Raw genomic sequence first — 15,902 nt, 5'->3', positions numbered from 1 at the left:
TAAAAGCTTCTGCGGCATCCACCACCCGCTAGATTCACATCTCCTCCGAAAGTTGCAGTTGTTATACCAAAATGTTTATGCTTCTAGCCTGCTGCTGCGGGCTTTGGCTTTGGAACCAGTAAACTCCGTGACTTACAATCGCTGAGAATTGTTTATTGCATTCATCTGACTAATAACTAATGACTAATGACTAATGACTAATGACTAATAATTAATTAGAAAGACCACTTTTTTCGGTAGCGATGATATGCAAATCTACGTGTTTGAGCGATCGCACTAACTGTTGAGTCAAAGAACCCCGCAGTAGCAATTTCCAGCGGGATTGCTGGCTTTCGCCGATCACAATTTGAGTAATGCGATACTCTTTAGCTACATCGGAAATTGCTTTAGCTATGTTCGGACTCTCCACCCGCAGAAATTGCCCGTTAAATTCTTGACAAAGCTTTTGGCAAGTTTCAACGTGCAAGCTTTCGGCTTTTGTTAAAAACCGATCGGGATTATCGACAAAAAGAGCGTAAAATGGGGCATTCATGTAGCTAGAAATTCTCCCACCCCGTCGCAGCAGTTGCAAGGAATTGGGATAAGTCGAGAGGCACACTAATACTCGTTCGTGAATGTTGCAAGATTGACCTTTTAAAGTTGCTGCGTCGTCTTCAACATTGTCTGCTACTTCTCGCAGGGCGAGTTCTCGCAAAGCAATTAAATGACGGCGCTGGAAAAAGTTTTCTAAAGATTGTTCAATTTTTTCGGGAGCATAAATTTTGCCTTCTAGCAACCTTTCTTCTAAAGTTTCCGGCGTGACATCGACAACAACTATTTCGTCAGCAGCTTCGAGGACGCGATCTGGCACTCGCTCTCGCACTACAACTCCGGTAATTCGAGCTACTAAATCGTTGAGACTTTCAATGTGTTGAATGTTGAGGGTGGAGAAAACATCAATCCCAGCATTGAGAACTTCTTCGACATCTTGATATCGTTTTTCTCGCAGAGAACCCGGAATGTTTGTATGAGCCAGTTCGTCTATTAATGCTAATTGAGGACGGCGTTCTATAACAGCACCCGTATCCATTTCGGTGAGAATTTTTTCGCCCCGCAGCATTTGTTTTTTGGGAACTATTTCTAGTCCCTCGCCTTTAGCTGCTGTCTCTTTTCGCCCGTGAGTTTCTAACAGTCCAATTACCACATCAATGCCTTCAGATTTGAGCCTGTGCCCTTCTTCCAGCATTCGGAAAGTTTTGCCGACACCGGGGGCCATGCCGATAAATATTTTGTGCTTTCCCCGGCGGGGGGTGCGATCGTAAGTGCGGTTCGGTTGGGCGTAAACCGCGTCTGGATTGTTAGTAAGTTCGCTAGAGTGAATCATAGCTGAGTAGTGGGTAGTTAGTCAATCTCCAGTCATCAGTCAGTTTATGACCGATGACTGCCGACTGTTGTAAACTATTGTAAACTGTCGAGAGCCAAATTCAGTTTGAGGACGTTAACTCCCGGTTCGCCGAAAATGCCGAGAAATCTGCCATCTGTATTTTTGGATACCAACATTTCTACTTGATTGAGATTGAGCGATCGCACCGTTGCTATCCGCTGAGTTTGCGATCGAGCTGCCTCTACGCTAATGTGCGGATCGAGGCTAGAACCAGAGGTGTAGACTAAATCAGCAGTCGGTTTGATACCAGCTTTGTTGAGGCGGTCTAATTCAACTTGCACCCCTTGGAAACCATTTCTTTCATTACCTCGCTTCAGCAAATCCGAGTTGCTGGGAGCCAGGTTGCTAGCTCCCGAAACACCTGTTCTTTGACTAAAATTTTCTCCCTTTGTGGGATCGTAATTTTCTGTCGCGAAGCTGCTGTAATTTGTGGTACTGGGGCGGCTCCAAAAATATTTATCCGATGTGAAAGGTTGACCTATTAACGAGGAACCGACTACAACTCCCTGCGGGCGAATTAAGCTGCCGTTTGCCTGCGAATTGAAGGCAATTTGGCCGATTACTAGCATGATCAAGGGATAAATAATTGCGGTGATTCCCCACAAAACTAAAGTCACGCGAATTGCTCGAACTAATTCTCTCATAAATTACCTCACTTAACTAATTGTTTGTTGATGACAACCCTGGACGCAAAAAGTCCTTTGACACGCTACCTATATCGTAAGGTGGGCCCATAAGCACCTACATCAACCATAAGCTAAGGTGCTTATGGGCGCACTTTACATAATTGACCTAAAATCTTTCCGGCTGAAAAATCACGACAAACAAATAAACTGCGAGTCCGACAATCACCAAACCCAAAAGACTTAAACCCCACGCAGCTTTTTTAGTCAAACCTTCGTCCGCAGCCGCATAAACAGCCGGGGCAATTATTAAATTAAAACACATTGCCAGAAATAGCTGCACTGGTATTGGGTGGCGCTGCCAAAGCATTTGTGCTAACTCAACGGTTTCTTGAAAATCCCTGGGCAAAATATCATTAAGCAAATCGTTACGTTTCATGATTACTCCTATTTGTCCCTTAAAGTGATTAAAAACTGCAGCAACTATCTTTTAATTAACCTTCCTTTTTTCGCTCTCCATTGTATCCCTTAAATCCGTTTAAACGGTTACAAGATTCGCTGCCGAACCTCTATGCTAACCCAACGGCAGTAATCAAAACATCAATAATTTTGATGGCAACAAACGGCGCAACTGCCCCGCCAAATCCGTAGATTAAAATGTTCCGCTGCAACAGTTGATTGGCACTCAATGGTCGAAATTTAACCCCGGTTAATGCTAGCGGAATCAAAGCGGGAATAATCAAAGCATTGTAAACTAATGCCGACAAAACCGCCGACTGACCGCTGGCTAAACCCATGATGTTTAAAGCGCCAACGGGGGCAAATATTGCGGGAATAATTGCAAAATATTTGGCAATGTCGTTGGCTAGGGAAAACGTAGTCAGCGCGCCGCGAGTAATCAGCAATTGTTTGCCAATTGTAACTAAATCAATTAGTTTGGTGGGGTCGGAATCTAAGTCCACCATGTTTGCAGCTTCTTTCGCTGCTTGGGTTCCCGAATTCATCGCGAGTCCTACGTTTGCTTGCGCTAGTGCGGGTGCGTCGTTGGTTCCGTCTCCGGTCATTGCTACTAATTTGCCTTCTGCTTGTTGCTTCCGAATTACGTCGATTTTGTCCTCGGGAGTTGCTTCGGCAATGAAGTCGTCAACGCCTGCTTCATCGGCAATTACTGAGGCAGTAATTCTGTTATCTCCGGTAAGCATGATGGTGCGAATTCCCATTTTTCGCAGTTGGTCAAATCGATCGCGAATCCCCGGTTTGATGACATCTTTTAAATAGATAATGCCGTAGGTGTCGTCACCTTGACAAACGCCTAAAGGTGTGCCTCCCAAGCGCGAAACCCGCTCGTAAGCTTCATCGAGATCGGGGCCGAAATTGCCGCCGCGCGATCGCACAAAACCCTTTACCGCATCCACCGCACCCTTGCGAACCTCCGTACCATTGGCCAAATCTGTGCCAGACATCCGGGTTTTTGCCGAAAAATCAATTCCTTCGGCTCCTTGAGCGTTTTGGCGATCGAAATCCACCTGTGCGCCCAAATTCTGAGCCAAACGGACGATCGACTTTCCCTCTGGAGTATCGTCAAACACGCTCGCAGTGAGTGCTACCTGCGCCACTTCTTGCAGTGAATGACCGTTGACCGGAATAAACTCCTCCGCCAAGCGGTTCCCCAGCGTGATCGTCCCCGTTTTGTCCAAAATCAGCGTATTCACGTCGCCGCAAGCCTCCACGGCGCGTCCAGAGGTTGCTATCACGTTAAACTGAGCGACGCGATCCATTCCCGCAATCCCGATCGCGCTCAGCAAACCTCCAATGGTTGTTGGGATCAGCGCCACCAGCAGCGAAATCAGCGTTACCACGCCCACAGGGGTTTTAACGTAATTTCCCACGGGCGGAATCGTTGACACCACAATCAAAAACACCAGCGTCAGCACTGCCAGCAGCACCGTCAGCGCGATCTCGTTCGGCGTCTTCGATCGTTCTGCGCCCTCTACCAGCGCGATCATCCTGTCCAAAAACCCCTTACCCGGGTCGGCCATCACCCGCAGCGTCAATTCGTCAGAGAGGATGCGCGTCCCGCCGGTAACGGAACTGGCGATGTCCGAACCCGGTTCCTTGAGCACTGGCGCGGATTCGCCGGTGATCGCAGATTCGTCTACAGATGCAACGCCTGCAATCACTTCGCCGTCGGAAGGAATGACATCGCCTGCGATCACTTTAATTTGGTCGCCGCGTCTCAGGGATGTCGAACTAACTTCTTGAATTGAACCGTCTGGTAGGAGTTTGCGGGCTGTTGTGTCGGCTTTGGTCGATCGCAGCGCATCTGCTTGCGCTTTGCCGCGTCCTTCTGCTACCGCTTCGGCAAAATTAGCAAATACCAAAGTGAAGAACAAAATAAACGTGACTAAACCGTTGAAAACGCTCTGATTTTCGCCGGGAACCGGGCCGAACAGCGTAGGGTCGATCGTTAATAATGCAGTCACAATTGTGCCAACCCACACCACAAACATCACCGGATTTTTCAGCATCACCCGCGGGTTTAACTTCACAAAAGCTTCTTTAAAAGCTCTTTGATAAAGACCTTTAGTATTTGCTTTCGGCGTGTGCTTGCGAGACTCGCGAGAGCCTCTAGCAGGTTTTTTTGGGGAATCTGGAGTAGGGGAAGAGGTCATATCGATTGGGGATTTTTAATTAACCACAGAGAACACAGAGAACACAGAGAAAGAAAAGAGTGAGGTTGACAAATTTTTGCTACCGAGGTGGAGGAGTTGGTGTTGCTAAAGGTGTTGTGGGTGCAGTTATCGATGCAGGTTCAAACTTGCCGCTACTAATTTCATATCCTTCGGCAATTGGCCCTAAAGCTAGAACTGGGAAAAATGTCAGTGCGCCCAGAATGATGATTACTCCTGCGGTTACGCTGGTGAACAAAACTGAATCTGTTCTGAGAGTACCCGTTGTTTCAGGAACCAGTTGTTTGTTCGTCATGCTGTCAGCTAAAAGCAGCAGGGCAATAATGGGAATGTAGCGCCCCAACAGCATACTAAAACAGGTGCTTAAATTCCACCAAATTCCTGTCGGCGCGGGTTGAGAGTCTGCCAATCCTTCAAAACCAGAACCGTTGTTAGCCGCCGCCGAAGCGTATTCGTACATCACCTGAGAAATGCCGTGAAATCCCGGGTTGCTGATGCCGCTCAAACTGTCGGCAAAGGCGAGAGAAATGGCACCGGGGATTAAAACTGCGATCGGGTGAATTAATAAAACAACGCTGGCTAAAACAATTTCCCGTTTTTCAATTTTGCGTCCCAAAAATTCCGGCGTTCTCCCCACCATCAATCCGGTGAGAAAAACGCTCAAAATAGAGTAAATAAACAAGTAAGCCGTTCCCGTTCCTTGTCCGCCCCAAACGATTTGCAGAAACAAATTAAATAGAGTAGCAAAACCACCGGGAGGCATTAAAGAATCGTGCATCCCGTTGACAGCACCGCACATTGTGCCAGTCGTAGTCACTGCCCAAAGTGCAGTTTCTGCCCAGCCAAATCTAACTTCTTTGCCTTCTAAATTTGGCTGCTGCCCACCCAGTAAATTATTGATTTGAGGGTTGCCACCGTACTCGCCAAATGCTGCAATGCTAATCAAAATAACGTAGATGCCAAACACCATCCAAAAAATCAGCCAGCCCTGCTTTTTGTTGTTGGCAAATCTGCCGTAGGTGTGAATCATAGCTGCTGGAATGGAAACCATTGCTAGTGTTTCCAACAGATTAGTAAAAGGGTTGGGATTTTCAAAAGGGTGAGCCGAGTTAATGGCAAAAAATCCGCCGCCATTTTCTCCTAGTTGTTTGATGCTTTCAAAGTGAGCTACTGGGCCGCGAGCAATTACTTGCGTGCCGCCTTCTAAGGTGCGGGCAATTGCCGGACCTGCTAGGGTTTCCGGCACTCCTGAAATTAGCAAAAGGAAGGCAATTATTAAAGAAAGGGGCAGCAGAATCCTGGTGATTGATTGAATTAAATCGATGTAAAAGTTGCCCAGCGGGCGGCCAGTCAATCCCCGAATAAAGGCAATGCCTACTGCTAAACCCGTGGCGGCTGAGGTAAACATTAAAAATCCCAGAGTTAACTGGGATAGATAAGTAAATGTTGTCTCGCCTGAGTAATGCTGTTGGTCGGTATTTGTGAGGAATGAAATAGTTGTGTGCAGCGCAGTGTCCCAGGTTGGTGTGCTTAAACTGGTGGGATTTAAAGGCAGCACTCCTTGAAGCATTAAAATTAGGAAAACAAATATGCCCATTGCTACATTGCTGTAGAGTAACGATCGGGCATACTGCCAACCTGTCATCGAATCAACAACACGGATATTGCTGGCTTTATAGATAAGTTGTTCTACAGGTTTGATGGCGGGGTCGAGGATGGTTTTTTCTCCCATATACACCCGCGCCATGTATTTACCAAACAAAGGCGATATCGCTACTAAAATGATTAGCGTTAATGCGATTTGAATTAATCCTTGCAGCATAATTGAGCCAAAAATTCCTGGTTGGATAAATACGCTTCACTACTGGGGAAAGGGCTTCTAAAAGAAGTCCACAAAACCGGGTGAGTTTTTTTCAAGGTAACATATAGTTCGGGAGCGATGGCCGAATTAAATGCTATTGCTAAGATACAATCTCCGTAGTATATCACCGGGTTTTCGCTAGCTAGAATTACTTGCCCTTTTCTTGCTAACCCAAGCACTGGCAGCTACTGGGCAATTGTATATCACTTAATTCCATGCCGCAATAAGTGCTGTTAAATTGGATGGCAACTTGGATAAGTTGTGGTTCTGCAAAGCTCATATATGAATTCTACTAGCCACAAAATGCGGTTGACTCTTACTAATTACTATACTTAAGGCTATTATTTTTGATAATCAGTCGAGAGGTATAAATTGGTGTTTACAAGTTATGTTACTTTGTCCTATATATTTACTAATATACAAATGTTTAGATAGTGTTCAGAATCTATATTTGCAGATATAGATGCTATCTAAATGCTATTTTTTTGCGCCACAATAGACAAGAGAGTTTTAAGAAAGGTAGAAGGCAGAGAGTGGAGTGTAAATATAAAATTTAAAATGGATTAATTGAGGATGTTGAAAAGCTTATTGACAATAAAAAACCTGGCAATTCAAGAGAAGTACGTGCGGGGAAGGTGGTCGCTGGCTACTTTATTTGCGATCGTGGCAGCGCTAGAATTTACTACGCCGTCGGAGTATCTGTTTGGGTATTTGTACACGGGGCCGATTTTACTGGCAAATTCGCGATTGAGTCGGTTGGGTAAGTTGCAAATTACGCTGCTATCGGCAGCTTTGACGCTGTTAAATTTGTTTGTTCCTCCTGGAGAAGCGATCGCCCTAGCCACTGTCGCAAATAGATCGATCGCAGTCCTGGCTTTAGGGGTGACGGGATATTTGAGCGATCGCAACCAGCAGTACGAAGAGGCGATCGCGCAAACAAAAGCTCAATTGCAGTCGCAGCAGCAGCTAGCTAGCATCCGAGAAGATTTTGTCTCTACTTTGAGTCACGACTTAAAAACGCCGATGCTGGGGGCGATCGAAACAATTAAAGCTTTCCAGCAGGCAAAATTTGGGAATGTCACCGCCAGTCAGCAAAAAGTTCTCGAAACAATGGCGCGATCGCACAAAATGTCTCTACAATTAGTAGAAACGCTGCTGGATGTTTACCGCAACGATGCCGAAGGTTTAAAACTGCAACTTGCTCCCGTAAATTTAGTAGCTTTGGCAGAAGAAGTAATTGCAACACTCATCCATTTATCAGCGGCGCGCCGGGTTTACATTAATATGAGTTACGGAGAGTCCGATTTCCGCCGCTCTTTGTGGGTAAACGGCGATGCGGTGCAACTCCAGCGCGTTTTTGTTAATTTGTTAACAAACGGAATCAATCATTCTCCTCGCGGCGGCAAAGTAGAAATTGTTATGGAATCTTATTCGAGTTATCAGGTGGTGAAAGTTATCGATAGCGGGTTGGGAATTACAGCAGATGAATTGCCCCAGTTGTTCGAGCGTTTTTATCAAGGACACAGCGATCGGCAAGCCAAAGGATCGGGGTTGGGATTATACTTATCTCGCCAAATTATTGACGCCCACGGCGGTATAATTTGGGCAGAAAATAAATTGCCTTTAGGCGCTTTATTTGGATTTAGACTACCTGCCATCCCAGAGAAATGAAACCAGCCTATCCATTGCGAATTCTTCTAGTTGAAGACGACGAACTATTTCGGTTGGGACTGCAAACCCGATTGCAGCAAGAAAATTGCTTGCAAATAATTGCCGAGGCGGAAGATGGGGAAACGGCGGTTGAATTGACTCAGGAACACTTGCCGGATGTGGTAGTTCTCGATGTCGGTTTGCCGGGAATTGGTGGCATAGAAGCTTGCCACCAAATTAAACAGCGGCATCCAGCAATTCCGGTTTTAATTTTAACATCTCACGCCCAAAAATCGTTAATTGAAAGGTTAATTTCAGCGGGGGCTCAGGGATATTGCCTCAAGGGAATTGCGGCGGAAACCTTGGTTTTGGCAATTCGATCGGTAGCGGCGGGTGCTTCGTGGTGGGATCAGGCGGCAACTGCGGAAATTCGGGCGGTTTTTGCTAATCCTGAACCTGTCAAAGGTGGCTCAAAATCCGAAGTTTTAGACAATCCCCTGACGAAGCGGGAACAGGAAATCTTAGCTTTAGTTGCGGGGGGCAAAAGCAATCAGGAAATTGCTCAAATATTGTACATTGCTCCTGGTACAGTGCGAGTTCACGTACACGCGATTTTGCAAAAGTTAGAAGTGCGCGATCGCACTCAAGCTGCTGTACTCGCCATTCAGAAAGGATTGGTAGCAGAAGAACTGTTAGGCAGTCAATCTTAAGTGGGGGCCGTTTATAATGATTCAAAAGTTCGCTCTCTACCTAAAAAATATGAGTTTTGTCAATTTGGTAATTCCAGGCAAAAGATTAATTAAAACAAAAATAATGAACTATTGTAATTTTTATATACCTAATTTTTCCTTCACTTAGGCCATCATCAGATTTATCTTTTTGAGCATATGTAGAACTTAAGCTTTTGCACATTTAAACGGTGATACAAGTATTACCCTGGTTTTTAAATTGTCGCCCCCATTTAATTATTAATTGTCATTCCTTTAAGAGGATCTGCAATAAATACTCTAGCTCTTCAATTGATTAAACTGGACTTCCCCCATACAAATGTACTAATAGTCCTCAAACTCTCACTTAACAAAGAATTCAACTGTTGAGCTAAAAATTTGTACCCATTAATAAGTAATAGCTGACGCAGGCGATCACGCTCAATTGTTGTAGATGCAATATAATTGCCGAACACAAACAGATATCAATCATCTACATGGGTACAAAATTATTCACTCAACAATTGAAACCTTTGTGCTGAAAGGATTTTGAGCCTATGTAAATATATTTGCAGGGGAAGTTCCGCCTAAAATTTAACCCCTAGTCGTGACAGTTGGCCTTAGTCCTATAATGGCTGAAAACCCTCAATATCAGTTCCAAAACTTGGTTTCTTAGTGCGCGAGTGCGAACTAATTAAGATATTTTTAAGGAGAGGGAACTGGTGGCAGAAAATTGCTACTACCTTTATAACCGGATAAAATAGCCAGTTTCTCCAAAGATTGCCGGCCCGTGTAATATTTACCCCGAATTTCCCAAGTGGGATAAGCTTTAATATTAGCAGCTTTGCACAAATCTGGTTGAGCATTTTTGCCTCTGGGATCGCACTCAATGTAAGTAATGGCGGTAAATGCTTCTTTGCCGAAAAGTTCTTGTTGTGTGTGACAGTGAGGACACCAGTAAGCCCCGTACATTCTAGCTTTGATGGTCTGCAAATGGGTTGCTAAAGCTATTTGATCCGGCACGGATTCGCTGCGAATAAGTGGCGCTTCTTGTTCAGTAACAGGCTGTGCGGAAGGGGGAGCAGGTGGAAGGGTTTGTGCTAATTTTGGAGTGGATTTCTTGCTGAAAGTGAACTGTGCAATTCCTCCGTCTGCTTTGGTAGTGACGAAAATCCCCAAAGTCAGGAAAATGCCGATCGCACAAAAGTTGAATTTGCTTACTCTCATCTTGGGTTTCATCTTGAATTTACTAGGATTTCGCGAGCTTGATTCATAGCCTCTACAGCATTGTTTACCACAAAGATGTTAAATTGTGCTAAACCTTTAAAAAAAAGTTGACTTTCGGCGCTGTGATTTAACAATATAACTTGTTTGTTAGCTTTGAGGGCGAGGGCAATTTCCGAAGCTGTACCCGTCCCCATTCCGCAGGCAATTATTACATCTGAAGAAAGAATGTTAATGTTATTTCTGGCGTTTCCCATATCGGTGACAATGGCAATATCTACAGCTTCAGAAATGCCGCGAGTGTCATTCCCCGGAAGTATGCCCACTGTTAAACCGTTAGCTGATTTTGCTCCTTTGTTGGCGGCATCCATGACGCCGACATTTCTACCGCCAGTTAGCAATATCCATCCTGCTTCGGCGATGAGTTGTCCGAGTTGATAGGCGTTTTCTAAGTCGGTTGATGTGGCACTGTCGCCCGGCCCCATGATGCCAATGATGATTTTTTTCATAGTTTTGGGATGAATATATCGCATTCTTGAAAGATAGAGAACCCTTCTGAATCTGGGCGAAAAAGGGCACTCACTCTTTCTTAGCCAGATGCCGCAGCCTCACCTGTCACAATCGTTTTTTATTTATTTTTATCCACCAACATTTAGTATAATTGAGTCGAATTTTGTGTAACAATAAAATATATCATTTTTTAGAAGTCTGCGCCTCATTAATTTATGTAAAAATTTTAATTTAATTGGATTGATAACTAAGTATATTTAACTAAGCACATTTATGTATAATACTGCTGAGAAAGGGGGAATAAGCGATCGCCCGTTCCCCTTTTTCAGGATCGTGCAGGGGTTGTAGACTTGGATACAAAGCACAGAGACAAAGGCTTTAAGGCTTAAATCGATGTGAACCTCTTGTGTCAAAATTCAATCATTCAACTTTCACACGCGTTCCCTGCAGGAAAAGCCCTACAAAAAACTAAAAAATCTCCCCAACAATCATCCCCGCCAATATAACAAACCCCACCCAAACATTTTGGCGAAAGATTTTGCCGTAAACAAGCTTAGGAAGATCCGCATTTCGCAGTTGACTGTATTGCAAAAACCACAAAATCGCCGCCGCACTAATTGCCATCCAAAAACCCATGTGCAAGTGCAGATTAATTCCCATTGCTGCTAACAAACCGACAGTACCAACAAAGAAAAAACCCACAGCATTAGCAGCATTATTCCCAAAAAATATCGCGCTGGAATTCACGCCCAAACGCAAATCGTCTTCCCGATCGCTCATCGCATAAACTGTATCAAATCCCATCGTCCAAAACACGACTGCACCCCACAGCAGCCAAGTCGCTAATTCTAATTCGTCAACGGCGGCGCTCCAACTAATTAAAACTGCAAAACCCCAGGCAATTGATAACACTAATTGTGGCACGGGAAAGAATCTTTTTGCTAGGGGATAGCAGATAATTACTGGTACGGCAGCGACACACAGCCAGAAACTTAAAGGATTGAGATAAAAAGCGAGAATCGCCGCGCAAGCAAAGGAAATTAAGGCAACTCCTATTCCAGTTTGCACGGTGAGGGCGCGGGATGCTAGGGGGCGCGAGCGCGTTCTTTCTACTTCGGGATCGATATCGCGATCCCACAAGTCGTTGATGACACATCCAGCCGCACTTGTGGCTAAGGTACCCAATACAATCACACCCACCAATGCTGTTGGCGGCCTCCCGTCTGCTGCTAAAAAGACGGCCCAGAGGGCTGGAATCATTAAAATGAGCCTTCCTGCTGGTTTGTCCCATCTCAAAAGCCTCACGACGGTTAGCAATGTGGATTCGGGTTGGCGATCGGACTCTGTAAGCATTTCGATTGTAGATTGGAGATTTTTAACTCTAAATTTTATCAAATTTTAGGCACAATCACTTACTATCTCTGCTGCCGATCGCACTTCTGCCAGAATTGCAAACAGGTGAAAGTCTTAGCCTGTCAGCATTTCCCGATTTTTGCTAATTTAATAGAATGCCTAACTGGATTCGTGAAATAATCATAAATATCTGTCAACCCCGATACACTCCAATGGTTAATTCACTTGCTTCTGCGGAGTCAAATCGCATTATTGCTGCTATTGATATGGGTACTAACTCGTTTCACATGGTGGTGGCGCGCATCGATCCGAAATTGCCCGCGTTTACGATTATTGCTAGAGAAAAAGATACTGTTAGGTTGGGCGATTGCGAGGCTAAGACAGGGTGCTTAAAGTCAGAGGTTATGGAAAGGGCTCTTGCCACTCTGCGGCGTTTTCAAGATATTGCTAAAACTTTCAATGCTGAACAGATTATCGCTGTTGCTACGAGTGCAGTTCGAGAAGCCCCTAACGGGCGGGATTTTCTCAAACAAGTTGCTGAAGAATTAGACCTGAATGTTAGTTTAATTTCCGGTCAAGAAGAAGCGCGGAGAATTTATCTGGGCGTTCTTTCCGGTATGGAGTTTAACAATCAGTCTCAGGTGATTATTGATATTGGAGGCGGTTCTACGGAGTTGATTTTAGGAGACAGTTCTGAGCCTCGCTGTCTCACCAGTACAAAAATTGGTGCTGTTCGCTTAACAGGACAATTTGTCAAAAGTGACCCGATTAGTAGGGAGGAGTTTGCTTATTTGCAAGCTTATATTCGGATTTCGCTGGAAAGACCGATCGAGGAATTGCGATCTCAATTCCATGATGGCGAACCTTTGCGATTGATTGGCACTGCTGGAACCATCGAAACTCTGGCTGCTATTAACGCTCGCGAAAAGTTCGGAACTGTTCCGAGTCCGCTGGCTGGATATCAGTTAGGTTTAAAAGATTTGCGCGATTTAGTCAATCGCTTTCGCAAACTTTCTTACTCGGAAAGGTTGGCAATTCCAGGAATGTCGGACAAGCGGGCGGAAATTATTCTGGCCGGCGCTTTGATTTTGCAGGAAGCTATGATACTATTAGGAATGGAATCGCTGACTGTTTGCGATCGCTCTCTGAGAGAAGGCGTAATTGTTGACTGGATGCTGGCCCACGGTTTAATTGAAAACCGCTTGCGCTATCAAAGTTCAATCCGCCAGCGCAGCATTCTGCACATGGCGGACAAATATCAAGTCAATTTAGAACAAAGCGAAAGAACCGCAGCATTTGCGCTCAATTTCTTTGACCAAACTCAAGGAATTCTGCACAATTGGGGAGCCGAAGAACGCGAGTTGCTGTGGGCGGCCGCGATTTTGCACAACTGCGGTTTGTACGTCAGTCATTCGGCGCACCACAAGCATTCTTACTATTTAATTCGTAATGGTGAGTTATTGGGATACTCTGAAACAGAGATTGAAGTCATTGCTAATTTAGCTCGCTATCACCGGAAGAATCCTCCGAAAAAGAAGCACGAAAATTTTATCGTTCTTCCTAAAAATTACCGAGAAGTAGTGAGTAAGTTGCATCCTTTTCTGCGGTTGGCTGTGGCTTTGGACAGGCGGCAGATTGGCGCAATTTCGGATTTTAAGTGCGAACACCGCCCGGAAGTTCGAGAGTTTCACTTGCGGCTGCAACCGATGAATCCCGAAGACGATTGCGCTCTGGAACTCTGGAGTTTGGATTATAAAAAGCCGTCTTTTGAAGATGAGTACAATCTCAAATTAGTGGCAACTTTGGAACCGACTCTGGTTCCAGTTTAAAGAGGACGCAGAGCCTGGAAACGAGAAACTTTAGGGTGCGTAGTATCAGAGAGAGTCAAGGTAGTGAAGAATACCCTCAAACCTTTAAAATCTCGCAGGCTGCGATGCTTAAATCTTTTTCTTTTAACAGGCGATCGGCAGTAAACTAGGTTTATTGCCGATCGCCTGCCGCTAGGATCAGGTAAAGTAGGTCGATCGCCCCAATACGCTGCTTGAGGGCAGGCTACACATAAAAACTAAAAGATTGCAAGCGTTTGATCGACTTATATACCAGGCTCGGCATTCACGCTAGACAGGGCTAATGATGTAATGCTTACCCGAAGATGGTAAAATCATTCAGATCGATCGCACTAGCTTGCACTCCCTTTAAAGCAGCCAACAATTGACCGTTCTGACCAATCCTGATGAAAGCTGCATTAGCATTTTGGGTAATACTAAGTTGAGCAAAAGTTAGACCCCCTGCTAACACCAACAAATCTTCACCTTTTGTGAAATCAGTAATTTGATCGCTGCTTTCACCTGGCGTTAAAACAAAGCGATCGCGCCCCATTCCGCCGCTGAGAATATCATTGCCCAAACCCCCAATCAGACAATCGTCACCTTTGCCGCCGTAGAGAGTATCATTACCCTCCTCGCCGCATAGCTTGTCACTACCGCCGTTGCCAAACATCAAATCATTGCCCGCACCACCGCACAGGGAATCAGGCTCGCCGTTAAAGTCGATCGCACTGTCTCCTAAAATAGTATCGTCGCCGTCGTCGCCACAAATGCTATCACTGCCGCGATCGCCCCACAGCCGATCATTGCCAGTACCCCCCACCACAACGTCATTGCCCTTGCCGCCATAAACCGTATCATTGCCCTCGCCGCCGCTTAGAGTATCCGCAGCATCTCCCCCATTCAAGAAGTCGCTGCCAGCAGCGCCAAACAGCAAATCGCGTCCATTCGAGTCAGGGCTAAACGGGTCAAAACTGCCTCCAAACAAGCAGTCGTTACCCTGATCCCCAACCAGAGTGTCATTGCCTTTGTCACCCCAAATCAAGTCATCGTCTTTGCCGCCGATCGCCACATCATCGCCCTTACCCCCAAAAATGAGCTCGTCGCCGGCCTGACCGTTGAGGTAATCATTGCCACCGCCACCAAATAGCAGGTCTCTGTCTGCATTCGGGCCAAGGGGGATATTGCTGGGCCGTCCTCCATAAATATTGTCGTTGCCCCTTTCGCCCAGAAGAATGTCGTCGCCGTTTAAACCGCTGATAACGTCGTTGAGATTGCCGCCGGTGAGGAAGTCGCTGCCGTCAGTGCCATTGAAAGTGCGATCAACTGAATTCGGGCCTGGAATCGAACCGATCGCGGGTAGGGTAATCTGTTCGCAAATGCAATCGCGATCGTCTGGAGTTCCCGTGGGAGTCGGAGTTCCCGTGGGAGTTGGAGTCGGAATTTCCGTTGGCGTTGGAGTTCCCGTAGGAGTCGGAGTTCCCGTGGGAGTCGGAGTTCCCGTGGGAGTTGGAGTCGGAGTCCCCGTGGGAGTCGGAGTCCCCGTGGGAGTCGGAGTCGGAGTTCCGGTTGGAGTCGGAGTTCCGGTTGGAGTCGGAGTTCCGGTTGGGGTCGGAGTTCCGGTGGGAGTCGGAGTTCCCGTGGGAGTCGGAGTTCCGGTTGGAGTTGGAGTTCCCGTGGGAGTTGGAGTTCCCGTGGGAGTCGGAGTTCCGGTTGGAGTTGGAGTTCCCGTGGGAGTCGGAGTCGGAGTTCCGGTTGGGGTCGGAGTTCCCGTGGGAGTTGGAGTTCCCGTGGGAGTTGGAGTTCCGGTGGGAGTTGGAGTTCCGGTGGGAGTCGGAGTTTCCGTGGGAGTCGGAGTTTCCGTGGGAGTTGGAGTTTCCGTGGGAGTCGGAGTTTCCGTGGGAGTCGGAGTTCCGGTGGGAGTCGGAGTTCCGGTGGGAGTCGGAGTTCCGGTGGGAGTCGGAGTTCCGGTGGGAGTCGGAGTTCCCGTGGGAGTCGGAGTTCCGGTTGGAGTTGGAGTTCCCGTGGGAGTTGG

General features: G+C 46.3%; 12 protein-coding genes. 3 read left to right on the top strand and 9 right to left on the bottom strand.

What is annotated here, in order from left to right; all coding sequences use genetic code 11:
* Positions 1-211: 211 nt before the first annotated feature.
* From QT994_RS07740 to kdpA, 5 genes are all read right to left on the bottom strand, one after another.
* Positions 212-1,363 carry a sensor histidine kinase KdpD gene (locus QT994_RS07740; protein ID WP_333173143.1) on the bottom strand — a complete coding sequence of 384 codons (1,152 nt, stop codon included), beginning with the start codon at positions 1,361-1,363 and terminating at the stop codon, positions 212-214.
* A gap of 74 nt (positions 1,364-1,437) precedes the next feature.
* Entirely contained in the window at positions 1,438-2,067 is a 630-nt protein-coding gene (gene kdpC, locus QT994_RS07735; protein WP_333173140.1) for a K(+)-transporting ATPase subunit C, read from the bottom strand.
* Between the two features lie 148 nt (positions 2,068-2,215).
* Positions 2,216-2,485: a K(+)-transporting ATPase subunit F gene (gene kdpF / locus QT994_RS07730; RefSeq protein WP_333043894.1), complete on the bottom strand. Its 270-nt coding sequence runs from the start codon at positions 2,483-2,485 to the stop codon at positions 2,216-2,218.
* Positions 2,486-2,615: 130 nt separating this feature from the next.
* Positions 2,616-4,718 carry a potassium-transporting ATPase subunit KdpB gene (gene kdpB / locus QT994_RS07725; RefSeq protein WP_333043896.1) on the bottom strand — a complete coding sequence of 701 codons (2,103 nt, stop codon included), beginning with the start codon at positions 4,716-4,718 and terminating at the stop codon, positions 2,616-2,618.
* Between the two features lie 79 nt (positions 4,719-4,797).
* On the bottom strand, positions 4,798-6,558 hold the full coding sequence (kdpA, locus tag QT994_RS07720) for a potassium-transporting ATPase subunit KdpA (protein WP_333173137.1): 1,761 nt from the start codon (positions 6,556-6,558) through the stop codon (positions 4,798-4,800).
* A 612-nt stretch (positions 6,559-7,170) separates the two neighbouring features.
* On the opposite strand from kdpA, the gene QT994_RS07715 reads away from it, so the two are divergent.
* Positions 7,171-8,268 (top strand): HAMP domain-containing sensor histidine kinase, encoded by a 1,098-nt coding sequence (locus QT994_RS07715; RefSeq protein ID WP_333043900.1) that lies wholly within the window; start codon positions 7,171-7,173, stop codon positions 8,266-8,268.
* Complete coding sequence (locus QT994_RS07710; protein ID WP_333043902.1) at positions 8,265-8,957, top strand: response regulator transcription factor; 693 nt, start codon at positions 8,265-8,267, stop codon at positions 8,955-8,957. The genes QT994_RS07715 and QT994_RS07710 overlap by 4 nt, the downstream gene beginning before the upstream one ends.
* Positions 8,958-9,659: 702 nt before the next feature.
* On the opposite strand, the gene QT994_RS07705 is transcribed toward QT994_RS07710, so the two are convergent.
* The 3 genes from QT994_RS07705 to QT994_RS07695 form a co-directional block, all read right to left on the bottom strand.
* Complete coding sequence (locus QT994_RS07705) at positions 9,660-10,181, bottom strand: hypothetical protein (RefSeq protein WP_333173135.1); 522 nt, start codon at positions 10,179-10,181, stop codon at positions 9,660-9,662.
* A gap of 8 nt (positions 10,182-10,189) precedes the next feature.
* Complete coding sequence (locus tag QT994_RS07700) at positions 10,190-10,687, bottom strand: TIGR00725 family protein (protein WP_333043905.1); 498 nt, start codon at positions 10,685-10,687, stop codon at positions 10,190-10,192.
* A gap of 469 nt (positions 10,688-11,156) precedes the next feature.
* Complete coding sequence (locus QT994_RS07695) at positions 11,157-12,041, bottom strand: 4-hydroxybenzoate solanesyltransferase (RefSeq protein ID WP_333173133.1); 885 nt, start codon at positions 12,039-12,041, stop codon at positions 11,157-11,159.
* 212 nt (positions 12,042-12,253) lie between these two features.
* Here QT994_RS07695 and QT994_RS07690 point away from each other — a divergent pair, with 212 nt between their 5' ends.
* Positions 12,254-13,870 carry a Ppx/GppA phosphatase family protein gene (locus QT994_RS07690; protein WP_333173131.1) on the top strand — a complete coding sequence of 539 codons (1,617 nt, stop codon included), beginning with the start codon at positions 12,254-12,256 and terminating at the stop codon, positions 13,868-13,870.
* A gap of 313 nt (positions 13,871-14,183) precedes the next feature.
* Here QT994_RS07690 and QT994_RS07685 read toward each other — a convergent pair.
* A partial coding sequence (locus QT994_RS07685; RefSeq protein ID WP_333173129.1) for a calcium-binding protein occupies positions 14,184-15,902 on the bottom strand: 1,719 nt, incomplete at its 5' end.

It is taken from the genome of Microcoleus sp. S13_B4, from assembly GCF_036700885.1.
Taxonomy (GTDB): Bacteria; Cyanobacteriota; Cyanobacteriia; order Cyanobacteriales; family Microcoleaceae; genus Microcoleus.
The sequence above is the reverse complement of the archived record's forward strand: the minus strand, read 5'-3'. Positions and strand labels throughout refer to the sequence as shown.

Bases quoted from the DNA above. Each gene is read 5' to 3' on its own strand.
- QT994_RS07740 (WP_333173143.1), bottom strand. From the start codon at position 1,363: ATGATTCACTCTAGCGAACTTACTAACAATCCAGACGCGGTTTACGCC.
- kdpC (WP_333173140.1), bottom strand. From the start codon at position 2,067: ATGAGAGAATTAGTTCGAGCAATTCGCGTGACTTTAGTTTTGTGGGGA.
- kdpF (WP_333043894.1), bottom strand. From the start codon at position 2,485: ATGAAACGTAACGATTTGCTTAATGATATTTTGCCCAGGGATTTTCAA.
- kdpB (WP_333043896.1), bottom strand. From the start codon at position 4,718: ATGACCTCTTCCCCTACTCCAGATTCCCCAAAAAAACCTGCTAGAGGC.
- kdpA (WP_333173137.1), bottom strand. From the start codon at position 6,558: ATGCTGCAAGGATTAATTCAAATCGCATTAACGCTAATCATTTTAGTA.
- QT994_RS07715 (WP_333043900.1), top strand. From the start codon at position 7,171: ATGTTGAAAAGCTTATTGACAATAAAAAACCTGGCAATTCAAGAGAAG.
- QT994_RS07710 (WP_333043902.1), top strand. From the start codon at position 8,265: ATGAAACCAGCCTATCCATTGCGAATTCTTCTAGTTGAAGACGACGAA.
- QT994_RS07705 (WP_333173135.1), bottom strand. From the start codon at position 10,181: ATGAGAGTAAGCAAATTCAACTTTTGTGCGATCGGCATTTTCCTGACT.
- QT994_RS07700 (WP_333043905.1), bottom strand. From the start codon at position 10,687: ATGAAAAAAATCATCATTGGCATCATGGGGCCGGGCGACAGTGCCACA.
- QT994_RS07695 (WP_333173133.1), bottom strand. From the start codon at position 12,041: ATGCTTACAGAGTCCGATCGCCAACCCGAATCCACATTGCTAACCGTC.
- QT994_RS07690 (WP_333173131.1), top strand. From the start codon at position 12,254: ATGGTTAATTCACTTGCTTCTGCGGAGTCAAATCGCATTATTGCTGCT.